Raw genomic sequence first — 15403 nt, 5'->3', positions numbered from 1 at the left:
GAAAGTCTAAAAAGGAGATCATCCGAATGCTGAAGCGGTACATCGCCCGAGAGATCTACCGACTGCTGCAACCAGCAACACCGACCGCCATGACATGACTTGACAGACATAGAAACGTCAGAACCTCACCTGCCCGGGCCGGGGCCGGCTGCCGATGGCGCGGCCGTTGTAGAAGACCGCGAACGCCGAGTCTTCGAACCACGCCTTCCACTCGGGCGCGAAGGCCCGCCAGCCCTGTCCCCAGGTGGCGTGCAGATGCCCGCTGTTCAGGCCGGACACGATCAGGACGAGGTCAGCAGCGTTGCCGGTGACCGAGACCTGGAACGAGTCCGGCGCCATCGCGGATGACGCCCGGACGGTGAACTGGTGCTGGTGGTCGCGGAAGGTCCCCCGAACGAGCGGGTCGCCCGCCTGGTTTTCGCGGTTGGGATTGTCGGGCGCGTGCGCGACAATGGGTCTGGACACGGATCTACCTCCGATGTTTCAAGGCCGGGGCGGGAGCCAGTCGCCAAACTTTGCAATCCCGCCCCGGCTGCTTTTCGGTGGAGCGCATGAGTGACCGCTCTCGCGAACTCCGTCACCAGAATCCCGAGTTGGCCTTCCATGCCTATTTTGGTATCCTGACATATCGAATCGGTTGACGCAAGCTTGCGCAAACCGATTCGCAGTAGATTTCCCGTCGGGTGGCCGACCGAGCCCTGGAGGACCAATGCCAAACATCTCCGGCCCAGGCCCCAGCCTTCGATCGCAGTGGCTCGGCGACAAGATTCGTGACCTGCGGAAATCCCGCAAGATGTCGCTCAAGGAAGTCGGTGAGTACCTCCAGCGCGATCAGGGGACGATCAGCCGATACGAGAACGGCGAGCTCCCGGTTCGACGCGGCGACCTTGCGGTGATGCTCGACCTCTTCGGCGTGTCGGATGAGAAGGTGCGTGACGATCTCGAGCAGCTCCGAGCGGAGTGCTGGCGAAAGGACTGGTGGGACCAGCACAAGGATGACTTCGGCAGCGACTTCATCAATGTGCCCTGGCTGGAGAGTCGGGCAGACAGCATCTGTACCTATCAGCACTTCCTCGTATACGGGCTCTTCCAGACCCGCCGCTATGCAGAGGCGGTGATCAGTCGCCTGGAGGCGGATAAGGCATCGCCTGAACAGATCCAGAGGTGGGTCGATCTGCGAATCGAGCGGCAGCGAATCCTGGCGGCCGACAATCCTCCCGAGATCGATGCGGTGTTCGAGTCGGCGGTCTTGGAGCGCACGGCCGGGTCTCCTGCGATCATGCGTGAACAGCTCCAGCGCCTTCTTGAAATCGGCGATAGCGCCGCAGCCACGATCCGCTTTGTTCCGACAGCCGTTGGGCCGCACACTGGGCTGAGTGGCAGCTTCAATCTCTTCAAAATGCCCGAGCCTTACCCCGCTGTCGCATACGTCGAAACGACCGCGGGCGCCCTCTACGCGGAAGAACCGAAGGCGAGTAGCTTCGAGGCCGTGTGGCAAGATCTTGACCGATCGGCCCTGTCGGCCGCCCGGTCGATCGATCTGATCGCCAAGCGCCTGAAGGAGATCGAATGAGCACCGACCAGCACCTCTCATCTGAAGAGCTGTCGGGCATCCGCTGGCACATCAGCACTCGAAGTGACAGTGGTGGCGGGCAATGCGTCGAGGCCGGGCCCCTCGCCGACGGTTCCGGCCGGGTCGCGATTCGCCACTCGCACCACCCCGATGGCTCGGTGATCGTCTACACCCGGGCCGAGTGGGACGCTTTCCTCGCCGGTGCCAAAGACGGCGAGTTCGACTTCACCGCCTGAGATGAGCGGCGAGAGTCGTGCTCGCTCGGCAGACTGGGCCGGATACGTCGGCTTGCTGCGCCGTCGGGGCCGTGGTTGTGAGGCGGCGACGATGAGGTGCGGGGCGGGCCGGCGCGGTGGCGGGCTTTGGGCATGGCGGTGGGCTCGAGCCCTCTCGGGGTTCGAGCTGGGAGGCTTGGCCTTTGGTAGCCCGGTGGCCTTATGGGCTGGTGGTGTGCGCCTTCCCGTCCCCGCCCCGGCCGGTGCCGGGACGGGCTGGGTAAGAACGGCGGCTCGCCCAGAGGGATCGGTTCCCTCGCTGCACTGCTGGTCGGGCGGGGTTCGCCGTGACGCTTCCCGTTGAGCGGTGGCGGTTCCCCTGTAGCTGCAACGAGGTCGGGACGCATGGCACCGGTCGCGTTGCGCTGCTGGCTATCGGAGTCCGATGGTGTGAACTTCTCTCGGAGCCGGTTCCTGGCGGTGCTGATGGCGGCGGTGGTGCGTTGCCGGTCGACCGCTTCGGCGATGGCGTCGAGGTCGGGTTTGAGCCATTCGGCCCATTCGGTGCGGTAGAGCCCGGTGGGGAAGACATCCCAGTCGCTCCCTGCGTGCTCGGCGTCCATGTCCGCATCGGTGCGCCAGTCCGCGCACCCGCACCCGTCCTCGGCAGCGCCTGAGATGTCGGTGTCGTGGTCGTGGTGGGTGATGACCGCCTGCCCAGGGCCGGTCTTCTCGACCGTCCATCCGGGGGTGTGGATGCGGCCGTGGTGGAAACGGCACAGCAGGATCAGGTTCTCGGCGCTGGTGGGGCCGCCATCGCTCCAGTGGCGCAGGTGGTGTGCTTCGGTCCAGGCCAGGGGGCTGGCGCATCCGGTCCAGGCGCAGCCGTGAGGCTGTTCGAGTTCGAGCTTGCGCCGCAGGGCCGCGTTCGGCAGCCGCAGGGCCCGGCCCAGTTCGATCGCCTCGCCGGTGCGGTAGTCGAACACGCTCGGGATGACGCCGGCCTCGCATGCCAGGTGCCGTGCCCGGGCGAGGGAGATGGGCCTGCCTTCGAGTGTGGGGTTGCGTCCGGTGTCGGCCCCTTGCAAGGTCGCGATGTCGACGCTCAGATCGAGGGTCGCGGTGTGCCCGTGGCGCTTGGCGGCCCCCGGTGCGGTGCCGTAGGAGGCGATGAGTTGGTGGAGGGCTTCGGCGTGCCGGTTCGGTTGCGGGGGCAGGACGCCGTCGGTGTCGGCCTGGTCCTGGCGGGGCGGGGGGCAGGCGGTCTTGAAGTACTTCTCAAGCAGCATGCCGGTGTCGGTGGAGAGTTCACCGGACAGGGACCACATGCCGCTGCCTTGCTCGGTCAATTCGATCCATTGCAGGGACTGCTCGCCCAGACCGGCAAGGAGCTCTTCTTGGTCGGCCAGGGCCGCGCGCATGTCGTCGAGGTGGCGCCGCAGGTCGGTGAAGGGCGCATGCTGGCAGTACTGGGCCACCACCGCCTCTGGGGTCGCGCACCGGATGCCGGGGTCGAAGGGGGAGGCGACGGCCTCGCGGAAGGGGGTGCGGGCGAACAGGCGCATGGCCGGGGTCTTGTCGAGCTGGGAGACGGCATAGGCGACCTGGTCGATCCGGGCGGACCCGGTGAGCGCGGCCTGGGCTAGGACGCGGAACTTGCTCGAGAGCCGGGCGATGGCGGCGATGGATCCGGCGGTGGCGTGGGTGAAGTCGAAGCGGGCGATGAGGAGTTGGCGCAGGGCGGAGAAGCCGAAGTGGTCGCGGTGGAGGCCGGATTCCTTCAGCTCGATCACGGCGGCCAGGACTTGGGCGTGGTGGGCATTGATCGCGGATGCCGCGTCGGTCAGGGCCGAGCGGAGTGTCTGGGCCCGCAGAGCACGGCCGGTGCGGGAGGCCAGTCCCGAGACCGAGTCGGGGATCGTGGTGCCGGTGGTCATCGGGTGTGCCTCCCTTCGGTGTCCTGTTCGATGATTGGCGCTGTGAGTCAATGGTGACACGTGGTGGAGGTGTTGCCATCGCCCGGAAGAGTGAATATTCCATAGAGGACTGTCGATGTGGGCCTCGGGTCCGCTTGCGCTGCAATGGAATAGGACCGGCCATCGCCGCAACCGGAACAGTCCGGGCCGTCGTCGCCCGCCCCGGGGCCCCATCCACCTCCTCGTCGCTGCCTGCTCTGGGTCGCACCGGCCCAGACCCGAGCCCCGCCGCCCGCCCCGGTGACCGTCCACCCCGTCGTCGCCGCCTGCGCTGAGTCGCAACGGACGAGACCGGCAGGGCCCCATGGACGGACGGGATGTTCCCGCCCCTCCGGCAGGGTTGAATCGGTGCCAGGTCGTCGACAACGGCCCTCACCTCCGCGTCGCTGTCGCTGCGCCGGTCCCCGGGCCCAGCGGTTCCGAAGCCGCCGTTCCTCCCGTCGACGGTCGACGTTTTCGCCCGGGTAGCGCTGGCGAGGCGTGGCTACCCTGTCGGCATGCGCAGAGCGGCTTTGGCGATCGCGTCCCTCCTGGCGGTCTCGGGCTGCTCGATGCCGGACGTGACGGTCGCGCACGATGCGGGGTCGGCGACCGTGGCGGTCGGTGAGACGCTGCGGGTCGACTTCGGCGAGGTCAATCCGTCGGTCGGGGACAACTGGTTCCTGGTCGGCGAGCCCGATGCCGCGGTCCTGACCGAGGTCGGCTCCGAGACCGAGGAGGTCTCCGACTGCGACGGGACCGGCTGCCCGGCCGAGCTGACCTGGGACTTCGAAGCCGTGGGCGAGGGCGAGACGACGCTCGTCTTCCAGTACTGCTTCCGCACCGGCCCGGAGGACTGCGTGGGCGACTCCAACGACGGGCCCGCGCCCGCACCGGTGGAGCTGACCGTCCAGGTGACCGGCGCGTAAGTCCCCGCCGTCCGGTTTCTCTCCCCGATATCCGCATACGGCTTTATGAGGCGTGCTAGCGATTTAGCATCGGCGGTATGCAGATCAGCGCAGAAGGAACCGTGGTCGAAGAACTCGCTCGCGCCGCCGCCGAATCCTCCTCGGGCCGCGCGGGCCGGACCGTGCACGGCGGCAGCGGCCGCATCCTCGGCCAGACGCTCGTGGCCCTGAACCGGGGCGCGGTCCTGGACGACAATCCGAATCCCGCCGAGACGACCTTCCTCATCATCCGCGGCCGGGTCCGGCTCTCCGCCGGCGGCGAGGTCAAGGAGGGCGTCCCGTTCGACCTGGTCCCGGTGCCGGACGTGGGGGACTACGACCTTGAGGCCCTTGAGGACTCGGTGGTCCTCCTCACGGTGGCCAGGCCCTCCGACTAGTCGCGTCCGGCGGCGGTCCTTCGAGGACCGCCGCCGCGACCGAAGTCGGATACGGTGAGGCCATGCAAGCCCTCGCCCTCGTCGGCCTGATCATCCTCGCCGCGTTCGCCCTCTTCCAGATCGCCCTCATCGCCGGAGCGCCGTGGGGCCGTTTCGCCTGGGGCGGCCAGCACGACGTGCTCCCCGCGAAACTGCGCGCCGGCAGCGCGGTCGCCATCGCGATCTACGCGGTGTTCGCGCTGTTCCTCGCGAGCAAGGCCGAGCTGTGGCCGGTCATCGGCGAACCGCTGCTCACGATCGGGATGTGGGTGATCTCGATCTACCTGTTCCTGTCGTCGCTGCTGAACCTGATGTCGCGCAGCAAGTCCGAGCGGGCGCTCATGACACCGGTCTCGCTGGTGCTGGCGGGCGTGTTCCTCGCGGTCACCGTGACCGCATAGGCGGTCTCCCGCCGCGCCCCTTGCGGGCCTCCAGGCCGGGCAGGCGGGACCGGTCCCCGTGGCGGTCAGACCTTCGTGGCGAGGTAGACCGAGTTCGAGGACTCGCCGCCGGTGTACGGGTTGTCGAACCAGATCTCGCGGTTCTCCACATCGGTGAAGACCTCGGCGAGGACGGCCATGAACTCGTCGTCGGCCGGGTCGTCCGACCACATCGCGAAGCAGCCGCCCGGGCGCAGGTGCGCCGAGGCGGCGCGCAGTCCCTCCACGGTGTAGAACGCGGTGTGCGGCTCGTGGAGGACGTGCCGCGGCGTGTGGTCGATGTCGAGCAGGATCGCGTCGTAGCGCCGGTCGGGCTCGTCGGGGTGGAAGCCCGCCTCGCTCATCGCGGCGGCGAAGAAGTCCATGCGGGCCAAGCGGATCCGCGGGTCGGCGGCCAGGCCGGCGGTGTCCGGGATGAGGTTCCTGCGGTGCCAGTCGATGACCGGGGCCGAGTACTCCACGACCGTGACCGTCGCGACGCGGCGGTCTTCGAGGGCCGCCTGGGCGGTGTATCCGAGGCCGAGGCCGCCGACGATGACATCGAGGCCGGTGCCGGCCGTCCGGGCCAGGCCGAGGTGCGCCAGCTCGATCTCGGCGACGGGGAACAGGCTCGACATGAGGAACTCCTCGCCGAGCTTGACCTCGTACACTTCGGCGCGCACCTCGCTGTCGTAGCGGCGGCGGAGGCTGATCTCGCCCATCGGCGACGGGCGCGAGTCCAGGACCTCGAAACGAATGCTCATCCGCCAATCGAACCCCAGGCCCGTTCGAGCGGCGCGGCCAGGGCCGGGTCGGCACGGGTCACCCGCCGGACGCACCGGCCCGCGCCGCGCAAGGCGGAACGGGCCGGTGCGGGCCGGCTAGGCCGGGAGCCGGTAGACCGATACGTGGGACCCGGAGTCCTCGGTGAACTCGGAGCCCTCCCAGTCGGCGTGGCGGGATTCGAGTTCGAAGCCGGCGATCTGGGCCATGAGGTCCATCTCGGCCGGCCAGATGTACCGGTGCGGGCTGCGCCCGATGCGCGCCTGCCTGGTCTCGTCGAAGGTGAAGTGGTGGGAGACCAGGTGCTGGTTCACCACGTCGTAGGTGTCGAGTCCGATGTAGCCGGGCTGGACAGTGAAAACGGCCGCGTCCGAGCCCGGAGGAAGCTTCCGCAGCTCGGGAACCCCCAACTCGATCACGAACCGCCCGCCCGGGACGAGGTGGCGGGCCGCGTTGCGGAAGCACTCGACCTGGCCCGCCTGGTCGAGGATGTTCGAGATGGTGTTGAAGACGAGGTAGACGAGGCTGTACTCGCCTTCGGCGCGGGTGGTCGCCATGTCGCCCTCGACCACCGGGATCGTGTTCTCGTCCACTTTGGTGCGAAGCTGCGCGATCATGGCGGGCGACAGCTCGATCCCGGTGACCGGCACGCCGCGCTCGGCGAGCGGTACGCCCACGCGGCCGGTGCCGATCGCGAATTCGAGTGCGCGGCCGCCGCCGGCGAGCGCGGCGAGGCGCTCGACCGTCGGTTCGAGGACCTCCGGTGCGAACATGCCTTCACCGGGGGTGTCGTATCGTCGGGCCGTCTCGGCGTCCCAGATCTGATTCGAGTCCATCGGTCCAGGATTTCGTAACGGCCGCAGCCTTGTCGAACGATTTGTCGGAGTCGGAGTCGGAGTCGGAGTCGGAGCCCAGGCGGCACCGGCAGTCGCGGTTCGGGCCGAGCGGACTCGGACGGCGGCCGCTCGACCCGCGGCCTCGACCCGCAGCACCGGTGTCAGTGCGCGCCGAGTTCGACCAGGAGCACTCCGGCGCCGACCAGGGCGATGCCCAGGCCCATGAGCTTCGTCAGCGGCTCCTTGAACAGGATGCGGCTCGCGACGGCAGTCAGCGCCACCCCGGAGGCCACCCAGATCCCGTACGCCACACCGATGCCCAGACCCCGGTCGAGCGCGAGCGTCAGCGAGGTGAACGCCAGCACGTACCCGAGGGCCACCACCGCGTACCAGCGGTTCCGGCCGTCCGCGGCGGCCTTCAGGGACAGGCTCGCCGCGACCTCGGTGAGGATCGCCGCCGCCAGGAACAGCCAGGCCATCACGCGGCCCCTTCCGTCTCGCGGGCGGCCCTCTCGGCGCCCATCTCGATCGTGACGACGCCGGCGATGATCAGCGCGATGCCGGCGCCCATGACGCCCGTGAGCGGCTCGCCGTACAGGACCGCCCCGAAGACCGCTGTGAGCACCACGCCCATCGCGCCCCACACGCCGTAGGCCACGCCGAGGGGCATGCCCGCCTTGAGGACCGCGCTGAGGAACACGAACGTCGCGAGGAACCCGACGACGACCACTATGTACAGTGGCGGCGTCTCGATCGCGGCCTTCAAGGACAGCGAGGCGGTCACCTCGCTGACGATCGCCCCGCTCAGCAGGAGCCACGGTTTCGCCTTCACGGCCTTCCCTCCATCACGTCGTTCGCGAGCGCGCGAAGTCCTTCGCGCAGTTCGTCATCGGGCGGGACCGCGCCCATTGCGTCGGCGAACCAGACCCCGTCGGCCATGAACCGCACGGCGGCCAGGCGGGCCCGCTCCGGCGCCGGCAGGCCCTCGGGCACGTCGAACCACGGGCGCATCCGCCCGACCCAGCGGTTCGTGAGCTGCTCGCACAGCCGCGGGTCCGCGAACATCACGAGGTCGCTCCAGTCGGCCTCGCCGGCCAGCGCCCACTCCAGGTACGCCTCGAGCCGGGCCGCGGGCGCGGCCTCCGCCAACGGGCCGCCGAGGAAGCCCTCGAGGCGGCGCTCCCAGCCGTCGAGCACCCGGTCGACCAGGGCCAGCATCAGCGCCTCCTTGGTCGGGAAGTGGTACATCAGGCCCGGTTTCGTCACCCCGGCGCGCTTCGCGGCGGACTCCAGGGAGACCGACTCGCCCGCTCGGAGCATCGCCAGGGCGCCGTCGAGGATCTGCTCTCTCGCACTCATGCGAATTACTTTACCTTCCGGAAGGTTGGTTCGAACAGTCCGCTGGGAGCTGTTCGACGAAACGTCTGCGGACCCGTGTCGCACGCGGGTCCTAGTCTCGGGACACTCAACCCGGTCGCCTGAAGGACGAGCATGACTGAACCCGTTGCACCCCAAGAAGACCAGCTCCAACTCCCTGCCGCCTGGAGCGCCCGGCTGCTGTCGCGGCGCGGCCGCAGGACCGGCAAGCCGATCGAACTCGACCCCGAGGCGGGCACGAGGCTGAGCCGGAAGGTCCAGGGCCGCGCCCCCAAGATCCGGCTCGCGCTCGAACGCCCCGAGAACGCCGAGTACGTCGACGCCGCAGCGGCGTTCATCGACGGCGAGCCCGACCCGCGCGGCGCGGCCGTCGTCGCCGCGCTCATGTGCGACGAGTACGTCCGGCACGGCTCCTCCTGGCTGCGACCGGAACTCGACGCCTGGACCGCCCTGCACGGCCTCCCCTTCGCCGTCGCCGCCGCCGTCGAACGGCTCGCTTTCCACCACGAGACCAGCGGCAGCGGCAACGGCTACGACAACCGCGTCATCGTGCCCAACCACTTCGACTACATGAGCATGCACATCCACGAGTACGACCAGGGCGGCATCGCCGCGGTCCGCTCGCTGACCGCCGACCTCGCCGACGACGCCTACGCCGAAGTCGTCGCCGCCGTGGCCGCCGTCCGCGACACCCCGATGAAGCGCATCAACGCCGCGGTCCTCCTGCCCGACGAGACCGCCTGGGTCGACGAGGCCATGCCCGAGTACGCGCAGCTGCGCAGCTACGGCTGGACCGACCCCGTCATCGTGCAGTCCCTCAGCACCGCGGCGCAGTTCGAAGCCTCCGGCATCGGCATGCTCGCCGACTACTATGTGGACGCCCGATCGCTCGCCGGGATGCTCGACGCCATCGGCGCCGCCGCGCTCCCCGTCCTGACCGCCGCGGCCGACACGCCCGACGCCTACTCCAGCGAGACCCGCAAGCTCATCTACAAGGCGATCGCCGCCGTCCCCGCCGACCAGGCCACGGACTACCTCGTCACGCACCTCGGCCGCCCCCACGCCTTCGAACCCGCCGCCGACGCCGCCGCGCGATTCCCGATGCGCACCCTCCGCACCGTCCTCAAGCACGCCGCCACCGCCACCGGCGACGCCCGCTTCCGCCTCGTCGCGCTCGCCGCCGCCGTCCCCGAAGCCCACCGCGCCCGCCTCACCGAAGCCGAACGCACCGCCCTCGACGACCTCCTCGCCGAGCACGGCCGCGCCCCCGAGGCCGCCCCCGCCGACCTCCCGCCCCTCCTGGTCCGTCCCCCGTGGACCGTCAAGCGCGCCAAGGCCAAGCCGGTCGTCATCGACGGCCTCGTCCCGCCCGCTGACGTCGAACTGCGCTGGGCCGACGGCGAACGGGAGGAATGGGGCGCCCAGACCGACCCCTACGCCTACGACGACGAGTACTACTGGAAGGAACTCCAAGACCCGAACGCCCACATCCCCCCAGACGACTGGCGCGTCGTGGCCTTCCTCGCCTACGGCGACCCGGACCAGGCCGAGCGGTTCCTCGACGGCTGGCTCGCCCGCGGCTACGTCGGCTACGAGACCACCGTCCTGCGCATCATGGCCCGCTACGGCGAACGCGTCATCGACTGCGCCCTCGCCTCCGCCGCGAAGGACCCCAACTTCCAGCACCTCCCCGGACCGGTCCTGAGCCTCGCCGCCGCCCGCCTCGCCGCCGAGCGCCTCGACCGGCTCAAGTCCGCCCGCGCCTCCGCCGCCCGCTGGTTCGAGCGGCACGGCCTCGACACCGTCCCCTACCTCGTCCCCGACGCCCTCGGCGCCGACAAGCAGCGCCGCCGGTACGCCGAGACCGCCCTCCTCCACCTTGCACTGCGCCTCGGCGCCGACGCCGTCGCGGCCCGGGCCGAACCGTACGGCCCCGAAGCGGCCGCCGCCATCGCCGACCTCCTCGCGGGCGACCCCCTCGAACCGCGCGGCGTCAAGATCCCCAAACCCGGCCCCTGGGCCTCCCCGGCCATGCTCCCGCAGGTCCTCCTCAAGGGCGGCGAGCACGCCCTGCCCGGCGAATCCGTCCGCCACCTGCTGACCGTGCTCGCGCTGGCCACCCCCGAGTACCCGTATCCGGGGATCGACGCGGTCGCCGCGGCCTGCGACCGGGCCTCGCTCGCCCGCTTCTCCCGCGCGCTGTTCCAGCTCTGGCTCTCGGTGGGCGCGCCCGCGAAGGAGTCGTGGGCCCTCACCCAGCTCGCGCACTTCGCCGAGGACGAGACGGTGTGGATGCTCGCCCCGCTGATCCGCGAATGGCCCGGCCAGTCGCAGCACAAGCGGGCCGTGAGCGGCCTGGCCGTGCTCGGCGCGATCGGCTCCGAGGAGGCGCTGCGCGCGATCCAGGTCATCGCCGACCGTGTGAAGTTCAAGGCGCTCAAGGAAGAGGCCGGACGGCAGATCACCCGCATCGCCGCCGACCTCGGGCTCAGCCGCGAGCAGCTCGCCGACCGGCTGGTCCCGGACTTCGGCCTCGGCGAGGAGGCCGCGCTCGTCCTCGACTACGGGCCGCGCCGGTTCACCGTGGCCTTCGACGAGGCGTTGAAGCCCTTCGTCACCGACGAGGCCGGCAAGCCCCGCAAGACCCTGCCCAAGCCCGGTGCGAAGGACGACCCGCAGCTCGCGGGCGACGCCTACCAGCGCTTCACCGCGTTGAAGAAGGAGCTGCGCGCGGTCGCGGCCGACCAGATCGCCCGCCTCGAGGCGGCGATGGCGAGCGGCCGCACCTGGCCGTTCGAGGAGTTCCGGCGGTTCTTCGCCGAGCACGCGCTCACCCGCCACCTCGCACGCCGCCTGGTGTGGATCGCGGAGGTCGGCGACGCGCGGTCGGGCGGGACGCGGTTCGGGTTCCGCATCGCCGAGGACGGCACGTTCAGCGACGTCGAGGAGGACACCGTGGACCTCCCGGCGGACGCCGTCATCCGGGTCGCCCACCCCGTCCACTTGGGCGACCAGGTCGGCGCGTGGGCCGAGATCCTCGCCGACTACGAGATCCTCCAGCCCTTCGACCAGCTCGACCGGCCCGTCCTCGCGTTCACCGACGACGAGCTCGCGACCGGCCGGCTCACCCGCTTCGAAGGCGCCACTGTGGAGACCGGCCGCATCCTCGGGATGACCAAGCGCGGCTGGCAGCGGGCCGCGCCCGAGGACGCGGGCGTCGAACCCGGGATCGCGTACCCCCTGCCCGGCGGCGGATACGTCACGGCCGCACTCGAACCGGGCATCTGGGTGGGCGCGGTCGGCGAGGTCCCCGAGCAGACGCTCACGAGCGTGCAGCTCACCGACACCGAGCGGTACTGGTGGTCCGAGCGCGACGCCGACCGCAGCTTCCCCAAGCAGATCGACGAGGTCGCCGCCGCCGAGATCCTCGGATCCCTGGCCCGGCTGACCGGCCGCTCCTGACCCACTCATCGCGGGCGGTGTCGTCCCGGGGACGTATCCTCGGGGCGCCCCCCGCCGAACGCTTGAAAGAGCTTCATGACTGATCACGCCGCGCCGCAGCAGGACCGCCCCGAACTCCCGGCGGCCTGGGCCGCGAAACTCCTCCCGCGCCGCGGAACGCGCCCCGGGAACCCCGCCGAAGTCGACCCCGACGCCCCCGACCTCCTCGCCGAGCAGTTCGAGCTCCACGCCGACCTCCTCGCGCAGCTCCTCGACATGAAGCCGAACCGGCGCTTCCGGGAGTCGGTCGACGCCTTCATCGCCGGCGAGCCCGACAGCCGCGGCGCCGCCGCGGCGGGGGAGCTGCTGCGCTACGTCGGCCCGCACGAGATCGACTGGTGGAGCCGCCTCGAATTCCACGCCTGGATCCGGGCCCACGGCCTGCCCTGGGCCGTCCGCACCGCCGTCCAGCGCTACTCGATCGAGATCCACGGCTGGTACACCGAGGGCGAGCGCCCTCCGCTCGGCCACCTCACGCTCACGACCGCGGGCTGGCACGGGTACCGGACCCTCAACCGCGACTTGGACAACGGCGTCATCGCCGAAATGCGCGCCCAGATCGCCGCCGCCTCCGACGACGAGTACGCCGCGACCGTCGCCGCCGTGGCCGGCAACCGCGACAACCCCGAGAAGCGCTTCGCCGCCGCGCTCCTCCTCCCCGGCGAGACCGACTGGGTCGCCGAGACCTGCGCCGAATACGCCAAGAACCGGTCCTCGCCCTACACCGACCGGATCCTGTTCCACGCCGTCAGCGACCCCGCCCACCTCGAGGCCGCCGAACTGTCCGAGATGAACACCTACGAACTCGACCTGACCTCCATCGCGCCGCTGGTGGACTCGCTCGGCACCGGAAGCCTGCCGATCCTCGCCGGCACCCTCGCCTCGCCCTGGCAGATCAGCGCCGACCTCCAGCGGACGCTCGTCAAGGCGGTCGCGCTGCTCCCCAGCGACGAGGCCGCGGCCTACCTCATCGCCGAACTCGGCAAACCCTTCAGGTTCGACGGCGCCGTCGAAGCCGCCGCCCGCCACCCCGAACGGGTCCTGCGCGCCATCGCCGCGGCCGCCGCGTCGGCGTCGCCGATCGAACGCGGCCGGCTCGCCGCCGTCGCCGCCCAGGCCGACGCGCTCGCGCCGCTCGGCGCCGACGAGCGCGCCGCGATCGACGCCCTCACCGCCTCCCTGCGCACCGTCCCCGACGCCGACCCGGCCGACCTGCCGCCGCTCCTCACCTCCCCGCCCTGGGCCGCCAAGGGCCGCAAGGCGAAACCGCCGGTCCTCGACCTCGAGCCGATCGGTAGGCCGAGCGTCACCGTCGACGAGGACGAGGCCGAGAACCTGCTGCGGAACCACGAGTTCTACACGAGCCAGCACGAATCCTGGCGCCGGTTCGTCCAAGCGGGCCGCTGGGGCGCCGACGACCACCGCATCGCGACGATCGCCGCGTACGGCCCGGACGACATCGCCGAGCGCATGCTCCGCGTCTGGAACGACCCGGGAGACCGCTCGTACCCCGGCTACACCGCGGAGATCGTCGCCCGCTTCGGCACCGAAGCCATCGCGGGTGCATTGAACGTGGCCCGGCGGTGGAAGGTGGAAGACCTTCCCCTGTCGGTCTTCAGCGTCGAGGCCGCCAGGTTCGTCGCCGAGCGGTACGCCCGGCGCAAGACCGACCGCGACGGTGCCCTGAAGTGGTTCGCGCGCCACGGACTCGCGGCCGCCACGGCGCTCGTCCCCGACGCGCTCGGCCCCGACCGGAACCGCCGCCGGTACGCCGAGGCGGCCCTGTTCCATCTCGCCTCCGTCCACGGCGACGCCGCCGTCATCGCCGCCGCCGAACCGTACGGGCCCGAAGCGGCCGCCGCGGTCGCCGCGCTCTTCGCCGGCGACCCGCTCGAACCGCGCGGCGTCAAGGTCCCCAAGCCCGGGGCCTGGGCCGCGCCCGTCATGTTCCCGCAGGTCCTCCTCGGCGGCGGCGACCGCGCCCTGCCCGAGGACTCGGTGCGGCACCTGCTCACCGTCCTCGCGCTCGCGACCCCCGACTACGCCTACCCGGGCCTCGACGTCGTCGCCGAGACCTGCGACCGGGCCTCGCTCGCCCGCTTCTCCCGCGCGGTCTTCGAGCAGTGGCTCGCCGTCGGCGCGCCCGCGAAGGATCAGTGGGCGCTGACCCAGCTCGCGCACTTCGCCGAGGACGAGACCGTGTGGATGCTCGCCCGGCACCTGCGCGAATGGCCCGGCGAGGGCCACCACAAGCGCGCCGTCACCGCCCTCGGGGTGCTCGGCGCCATCGGCTCAGAGGAAGCGCTGCGCGCCATCCAGACCACCGCCGCCAAGTCGAAGTTCCAGGGCATCATGTGGGAGGCCACCGAGCAGGTCGAGCACATCAGGGCCGAACTGGGCCTGACCGCCGAACAGCTCGCCGACCGGCTCGTCCCCGACTTCGGGCTCGGCGACGAGGGCGCCCGCGTCGTCGACTACGGCACCCGCACGTTCACGGTCGGCTTCGACGAGCAGCTCCGCCCCTACCTGGTCGACGAGGCCGGGAAGGTCCGCAAGACCCTCCCCAAGCCCGGCGCCAAGGACGACCCGGTCGTCGCCGACGACGCCTACCGGCGCTTCCAGTCGCTCCGCAAGGAGCTCAAGACGGTCGCGACCGAGCAGGTCGCGCGCCTGGAGACCGCCATGGTCACCGGGCGCACCTGGACCGCCGCCGAGTTCCGCCGCTTCCACGTCGAGCACGCCCTCACCGGCCACCTCGCCCGCCGCCTCGTCTGGCTCGCCATCCACAATGGAACCACGACGGCGTTCCGCATCGCCGAGGACGGCACCTTCGGCGACGGCGACGACGACGCGTTCGCTCTCCCCGAGGACGCCGCCGTCCGCCTCGCGCACCCGGTGCTCCTCGGCGACCGCGTCGGCGCCTGGGCCGAACTCCTCGCCGACTACGAGATCCTCCAGCCCTTCGACCAGCTCGAGCGGCCCGTCCTGGCCTTCACCGACGACGAGCTCGCCACCGGCCGCGTGGAGCGGTTCACCGGCGCGACCGTCCCGACCGGACGCGTCCTCGGCCTCGGCAGCCGCCGCTGGACCCGCGCCTATCCCGGCGACGGCGGGCTCGTCCCCGGATTCTCGTACTCCCTTGCGAGCCAGTGCTTCCTGATCCTCACCGTCGAACCCGGCATCCCGATCGGATACGCCGCCGAGTACCCGCAGCAGACCATCGCCTCCGTGTACTTCTCCGACCTCCAGCGGTTCGGCGCCGAACCCGTGCCGCCGACCGCCGCCATCGACCCCGTCGCCGCCGCCGAGGCCCTGGGCGCGCTCGCCCGCCTCGCCCGCTCCTGAACCCCCGAAGGACCG

The 15403-nt window shown here is 70.9% G+C and carries 14 protein-coding genes; 7 read left to right on the top strand and 7 right to left on the bottom strand.

Annotated elements, in window-relative coordinates:
- Positions 1-117 precede the first annotated feature (117 nt).
- On the bottom strand, positions 118-465 hold the full coding sequence (locus tag GFD30_RS24320) for a hypothetical protein (protein WP_153027748.1): 348 nt from the start codon (positions 463-465) through the stop codon (positions 118-120).
- Positions 466-709: 244 nt separating this feature from the next.
- Between GFD30_RS24320 and GFD30_RS24315 the strand changes: the two genes are divergently transcribed.
- Together GFD30_RS24315 and GFD30_RS24310 are read left to right on the top strand one after the other, a co-directional pair.
- The gene (locus GFD30_RS24315) at positions 710-1573 is read left to right on the top strand and encodes a helix-turn-helix domain-containing protein (protein ID WP_153027747.1); all 864 of its coding nucleotides are present in this window, start codon (positions 710-712) and stop codon (positions 1571-1573) included.
- Positions 1570-1809, top strand: coding sequence for a DUF397 domain-containing protein (locus GFD30_RS24310; protein WP_153027746.1), 240 nt, complete (start codon positions 1570-1572; stop codon positions 1807-1809). The genes GFD30_RS24315 and GFD30_RS24310 overlap by 4 nt, the downstream gene beginning before the upstream one ends.
- Here the strand turns inward: GFD30_RS24310 and GFD30_RS24305 are convergent.
- On the bottom strand, positions 1740-3725 hold the full coding sequence (locus GFD30_RS24305) for an HNH endonuclease signature motif containing protein (RefSeq protein WP_194202099.1): 1986 nt from the start codon (positions 3723-3725) through the stop codon (positions 1740-1742). The genes GFD30_RS24310 and GFD30_RS24305 overlap by 70 nt on opposite strands.
- 536 nt (positions 3726-4261) lie before the next feature.
- Here GFD30_RS24305 and GFD30_RS24300 point away from each other — a divergent pair.
- From GFD30_RS24300 to GFD30_RS24290, 3 genes are all read left to right on the top strand, one after another.
- Positions 4262-4672: a protease inhibitor I42 family protein gene (locus tag GFD30_RS24300; RefSeq protein ID WP_153027744.1), complete on the top strand. Its 411-nt coding sequence runs from the start codon at positions 4262-4264 to the stop codon at positions 4670-4672.
- Positions 4673-4749: 77 nt separating this feature from the next.
- Positions 4750-5088, top strand: a complete 339-nt coding sequence (locus GFD30_RS24295; protein WP_153027743.1) for a cupin domain-containing protein — start codon at positions 4750-4752, stop codon at positions 5086-5088.
- Positions 5089-5150: 62 nt separating this feature from the next.
- Positions 5151-5528: a hypothetical protein gene (locus GFD30_RS24290; RefSeq protein ID WP_153027742.1), complete on the top strand. Its 378-nt coding sequence runs from the start codon at positions 5151-5153 to the stop codon at positions 5526-5528.
- Between the two features lie 65 nt (positions 5529-5593).
- Here the strand turns inward: GFD30_RS24290 and GFD30_RS24285 are convergent, their stop codons facing one another.
- From GFD30_RS24285 to GFD30_RS24265, 5 genes are all read right to left on the bottom strand, one after another.
- On the bottom strand, positions 5594-6310 hold the full coding sequence (locus GFD30_RS24285) for a polyamine aminopropyltransferase (RefSeq protein ID WP_153027741.1): 717 nt from the start codon (positions 6308-6310) through the stop codon (positions 5594-5596).
- A gap of 117 nt (positions 6311-6427) precedes the next feature.
- On the bottom strand, positions 6428-7165 hold the full coding sequence (locus GFD30_RS24280; RefSeq protein WP_153027740.1) for a class I SAM-dependent DNA methyltransferase: 738 nt from the start codon (positions 7163-7165) through the stop codon (positions 6428-6430).
- A 161-nt stretch (positions 7166-7326) separates the two neighbouring features.
- Complete coding sequence (locus GFD30_RS24275; RefSeq protein ID WP_153027739.1) at positions 7327-7644, bottom strand: DMT family transporter; 318 nt, start codon at positions 7642-7644, stop codon at positions 7327-7329.
- Positions 7644-7997, bottom strand: coding sequence for a DMT family transporter (locus GFD30_RS24270; RefSeq protein WP_322633572.1), 354 nt, complete (start codon positions 7995-7997; stop codon positions 7644-7646). The genes GFD30_RS24275 and GFD30_RS24270 overlap by 1 nt, the downstream gene beginning before the upstream one ends.
- On the bottom strand, positions 7994-8524 hold the full coding sequence (locus GFD30_RS24265) for a TetR/AcrR family transcriptional regulator (RefSeq protein WP_153027738.1): 531 nt from the start codon (positions 8522-8524) through the stop codon (positions 7994-7996). The genes GFD30_RS24270 and GFD30_RS24265 overlap by 4 nt, the downstream gene beginning before the upstream one ends.
- Before the next feature lie 132 nt (positions 8525-8656).
- Here GFD30_RS24265 and GFD30_RS24260 point away from each other — a divergent pair, with 132 nt between their 5' ends.
- A complete protein-coding gene (locus GFD30_RS24260) occupies positions 8657-12004 on the top strand; it encodes a DUF4132 domain-containing protein (protein WP_153027737.1) in 3348 nt (1115 codons plus the stop codon).
- A gap of 75 nt (positions 12005-12079) precedes the next feature.
- The gene (locus GFD30_RS24255) at positions 12080-15388 is read left to right on the top strand and encodes a DUF4132 domain-containing protein (RefSeq protein ID WP_153027736.1); all 3309 of its coding nucleotides are present in this window, start codon (positions 12080-12082) and stop codon (positions 15386-15388) included.
- Positions 15389-15403: the final 15 nt, after the last annotated feature.

The organism is Glycomyces albidus (assembly GCF_009451885.1).
GTDB lineage: Bacteria > Actinomycetota > Actinomycetes > Mycobacteriales > Micromonosporaceae > Glycomyces > Glycomyces albidus.
This window is presented reverse-complemented; position numbering and strand designations above follow the sequence as displayed.

Bases quoted from the DNA above. Each gene is read 5' to 3' on its own strand.
- GFD30_RS24315 (WP_153027747.1), top strand. From the start codon at position 710: ATGCCAAACATCTCCGGCCCAGGCCCCAGCCTTCGATCGCAGTGGCTC.
- GFD30_RS24310 (WP_153027746.1), top strand. From the start codon at position 1,570: ATGAGCACCGACCAGCACCTCTCATCTGAAGAGCTGTCGGGCATCCGC.
- GFD30_RS24305 (WP_194202099.1), bottom strand. From the start codon at position 3,725: ATGACCACCGGCACCACGATCCCCGACTCGGTCTCGGGACTGGCCTCC.
- GFD30_RS24300 (WP_153027744.1), top strand. From the start codon at position 4,262: ATGCGCAGAGCGGCTTTGGCGATCGCGTCCCTCCTGGCGGTCTCGGGC.
- GFD30_RS24295 (WP_153027743.1), top strand. From the start codon at position 4,750: ATGCAGATCAGCGCAGAAGGAACCGTGGTCGAAGAACTCGCTCGCGCC.
- GFD30_RS24290 (WP_153027742.1), top strand. From the start codon at position 5,151: ATGCAAGCCCTCGCCCTCGTCGGCCTGATCATCCTCGCCGCGTTCGCC.
- GFD30_RS24285 (WP_153027741.1), bottom strand. From the start codon at position 6,310: ATGAGCATTCGTTTCGAGGTCCTGGACTCGCGCCCGTCGCCGATGGGC.
- GFD30_RS24280 (WP_153027740.1), bottom strand. From the start codon at position 7,165: ATGGACTCGAATCAGATCTGGGACGCCGAGACGGCCCGACGATACGAC.
- GFD30_RS24275 (WP_153027739.1), bottom strand. From the start codon at position 7,644: ATGGCCTGGCTGTTCCTGGCGGCGGCGATCCTCACCGAGGTCGCGGCG.
- GFD30_RS24265 (WP_153027738.1), bottom strand. From the start codon at position 8,524: ATGAGTGCGAGAGAGCAGATCCTCGACGGCGCCCTGGCGATGCTCCGA.
- GFD30_RS24260 (WP_153027737.1), top strand. From the start codon at position 8,657: ATGACTGAACCCGTTGCACCCCAAGAAGACCAGCTCCAACTCCCTGCC.
- GFD30_RS24255 (WP_153027736.1), top strand. From the start codon at position 12,080: ATGACTGATCACGCCGCGCCGCAGCAGGACCGCCCCGAACTCCCGGCG.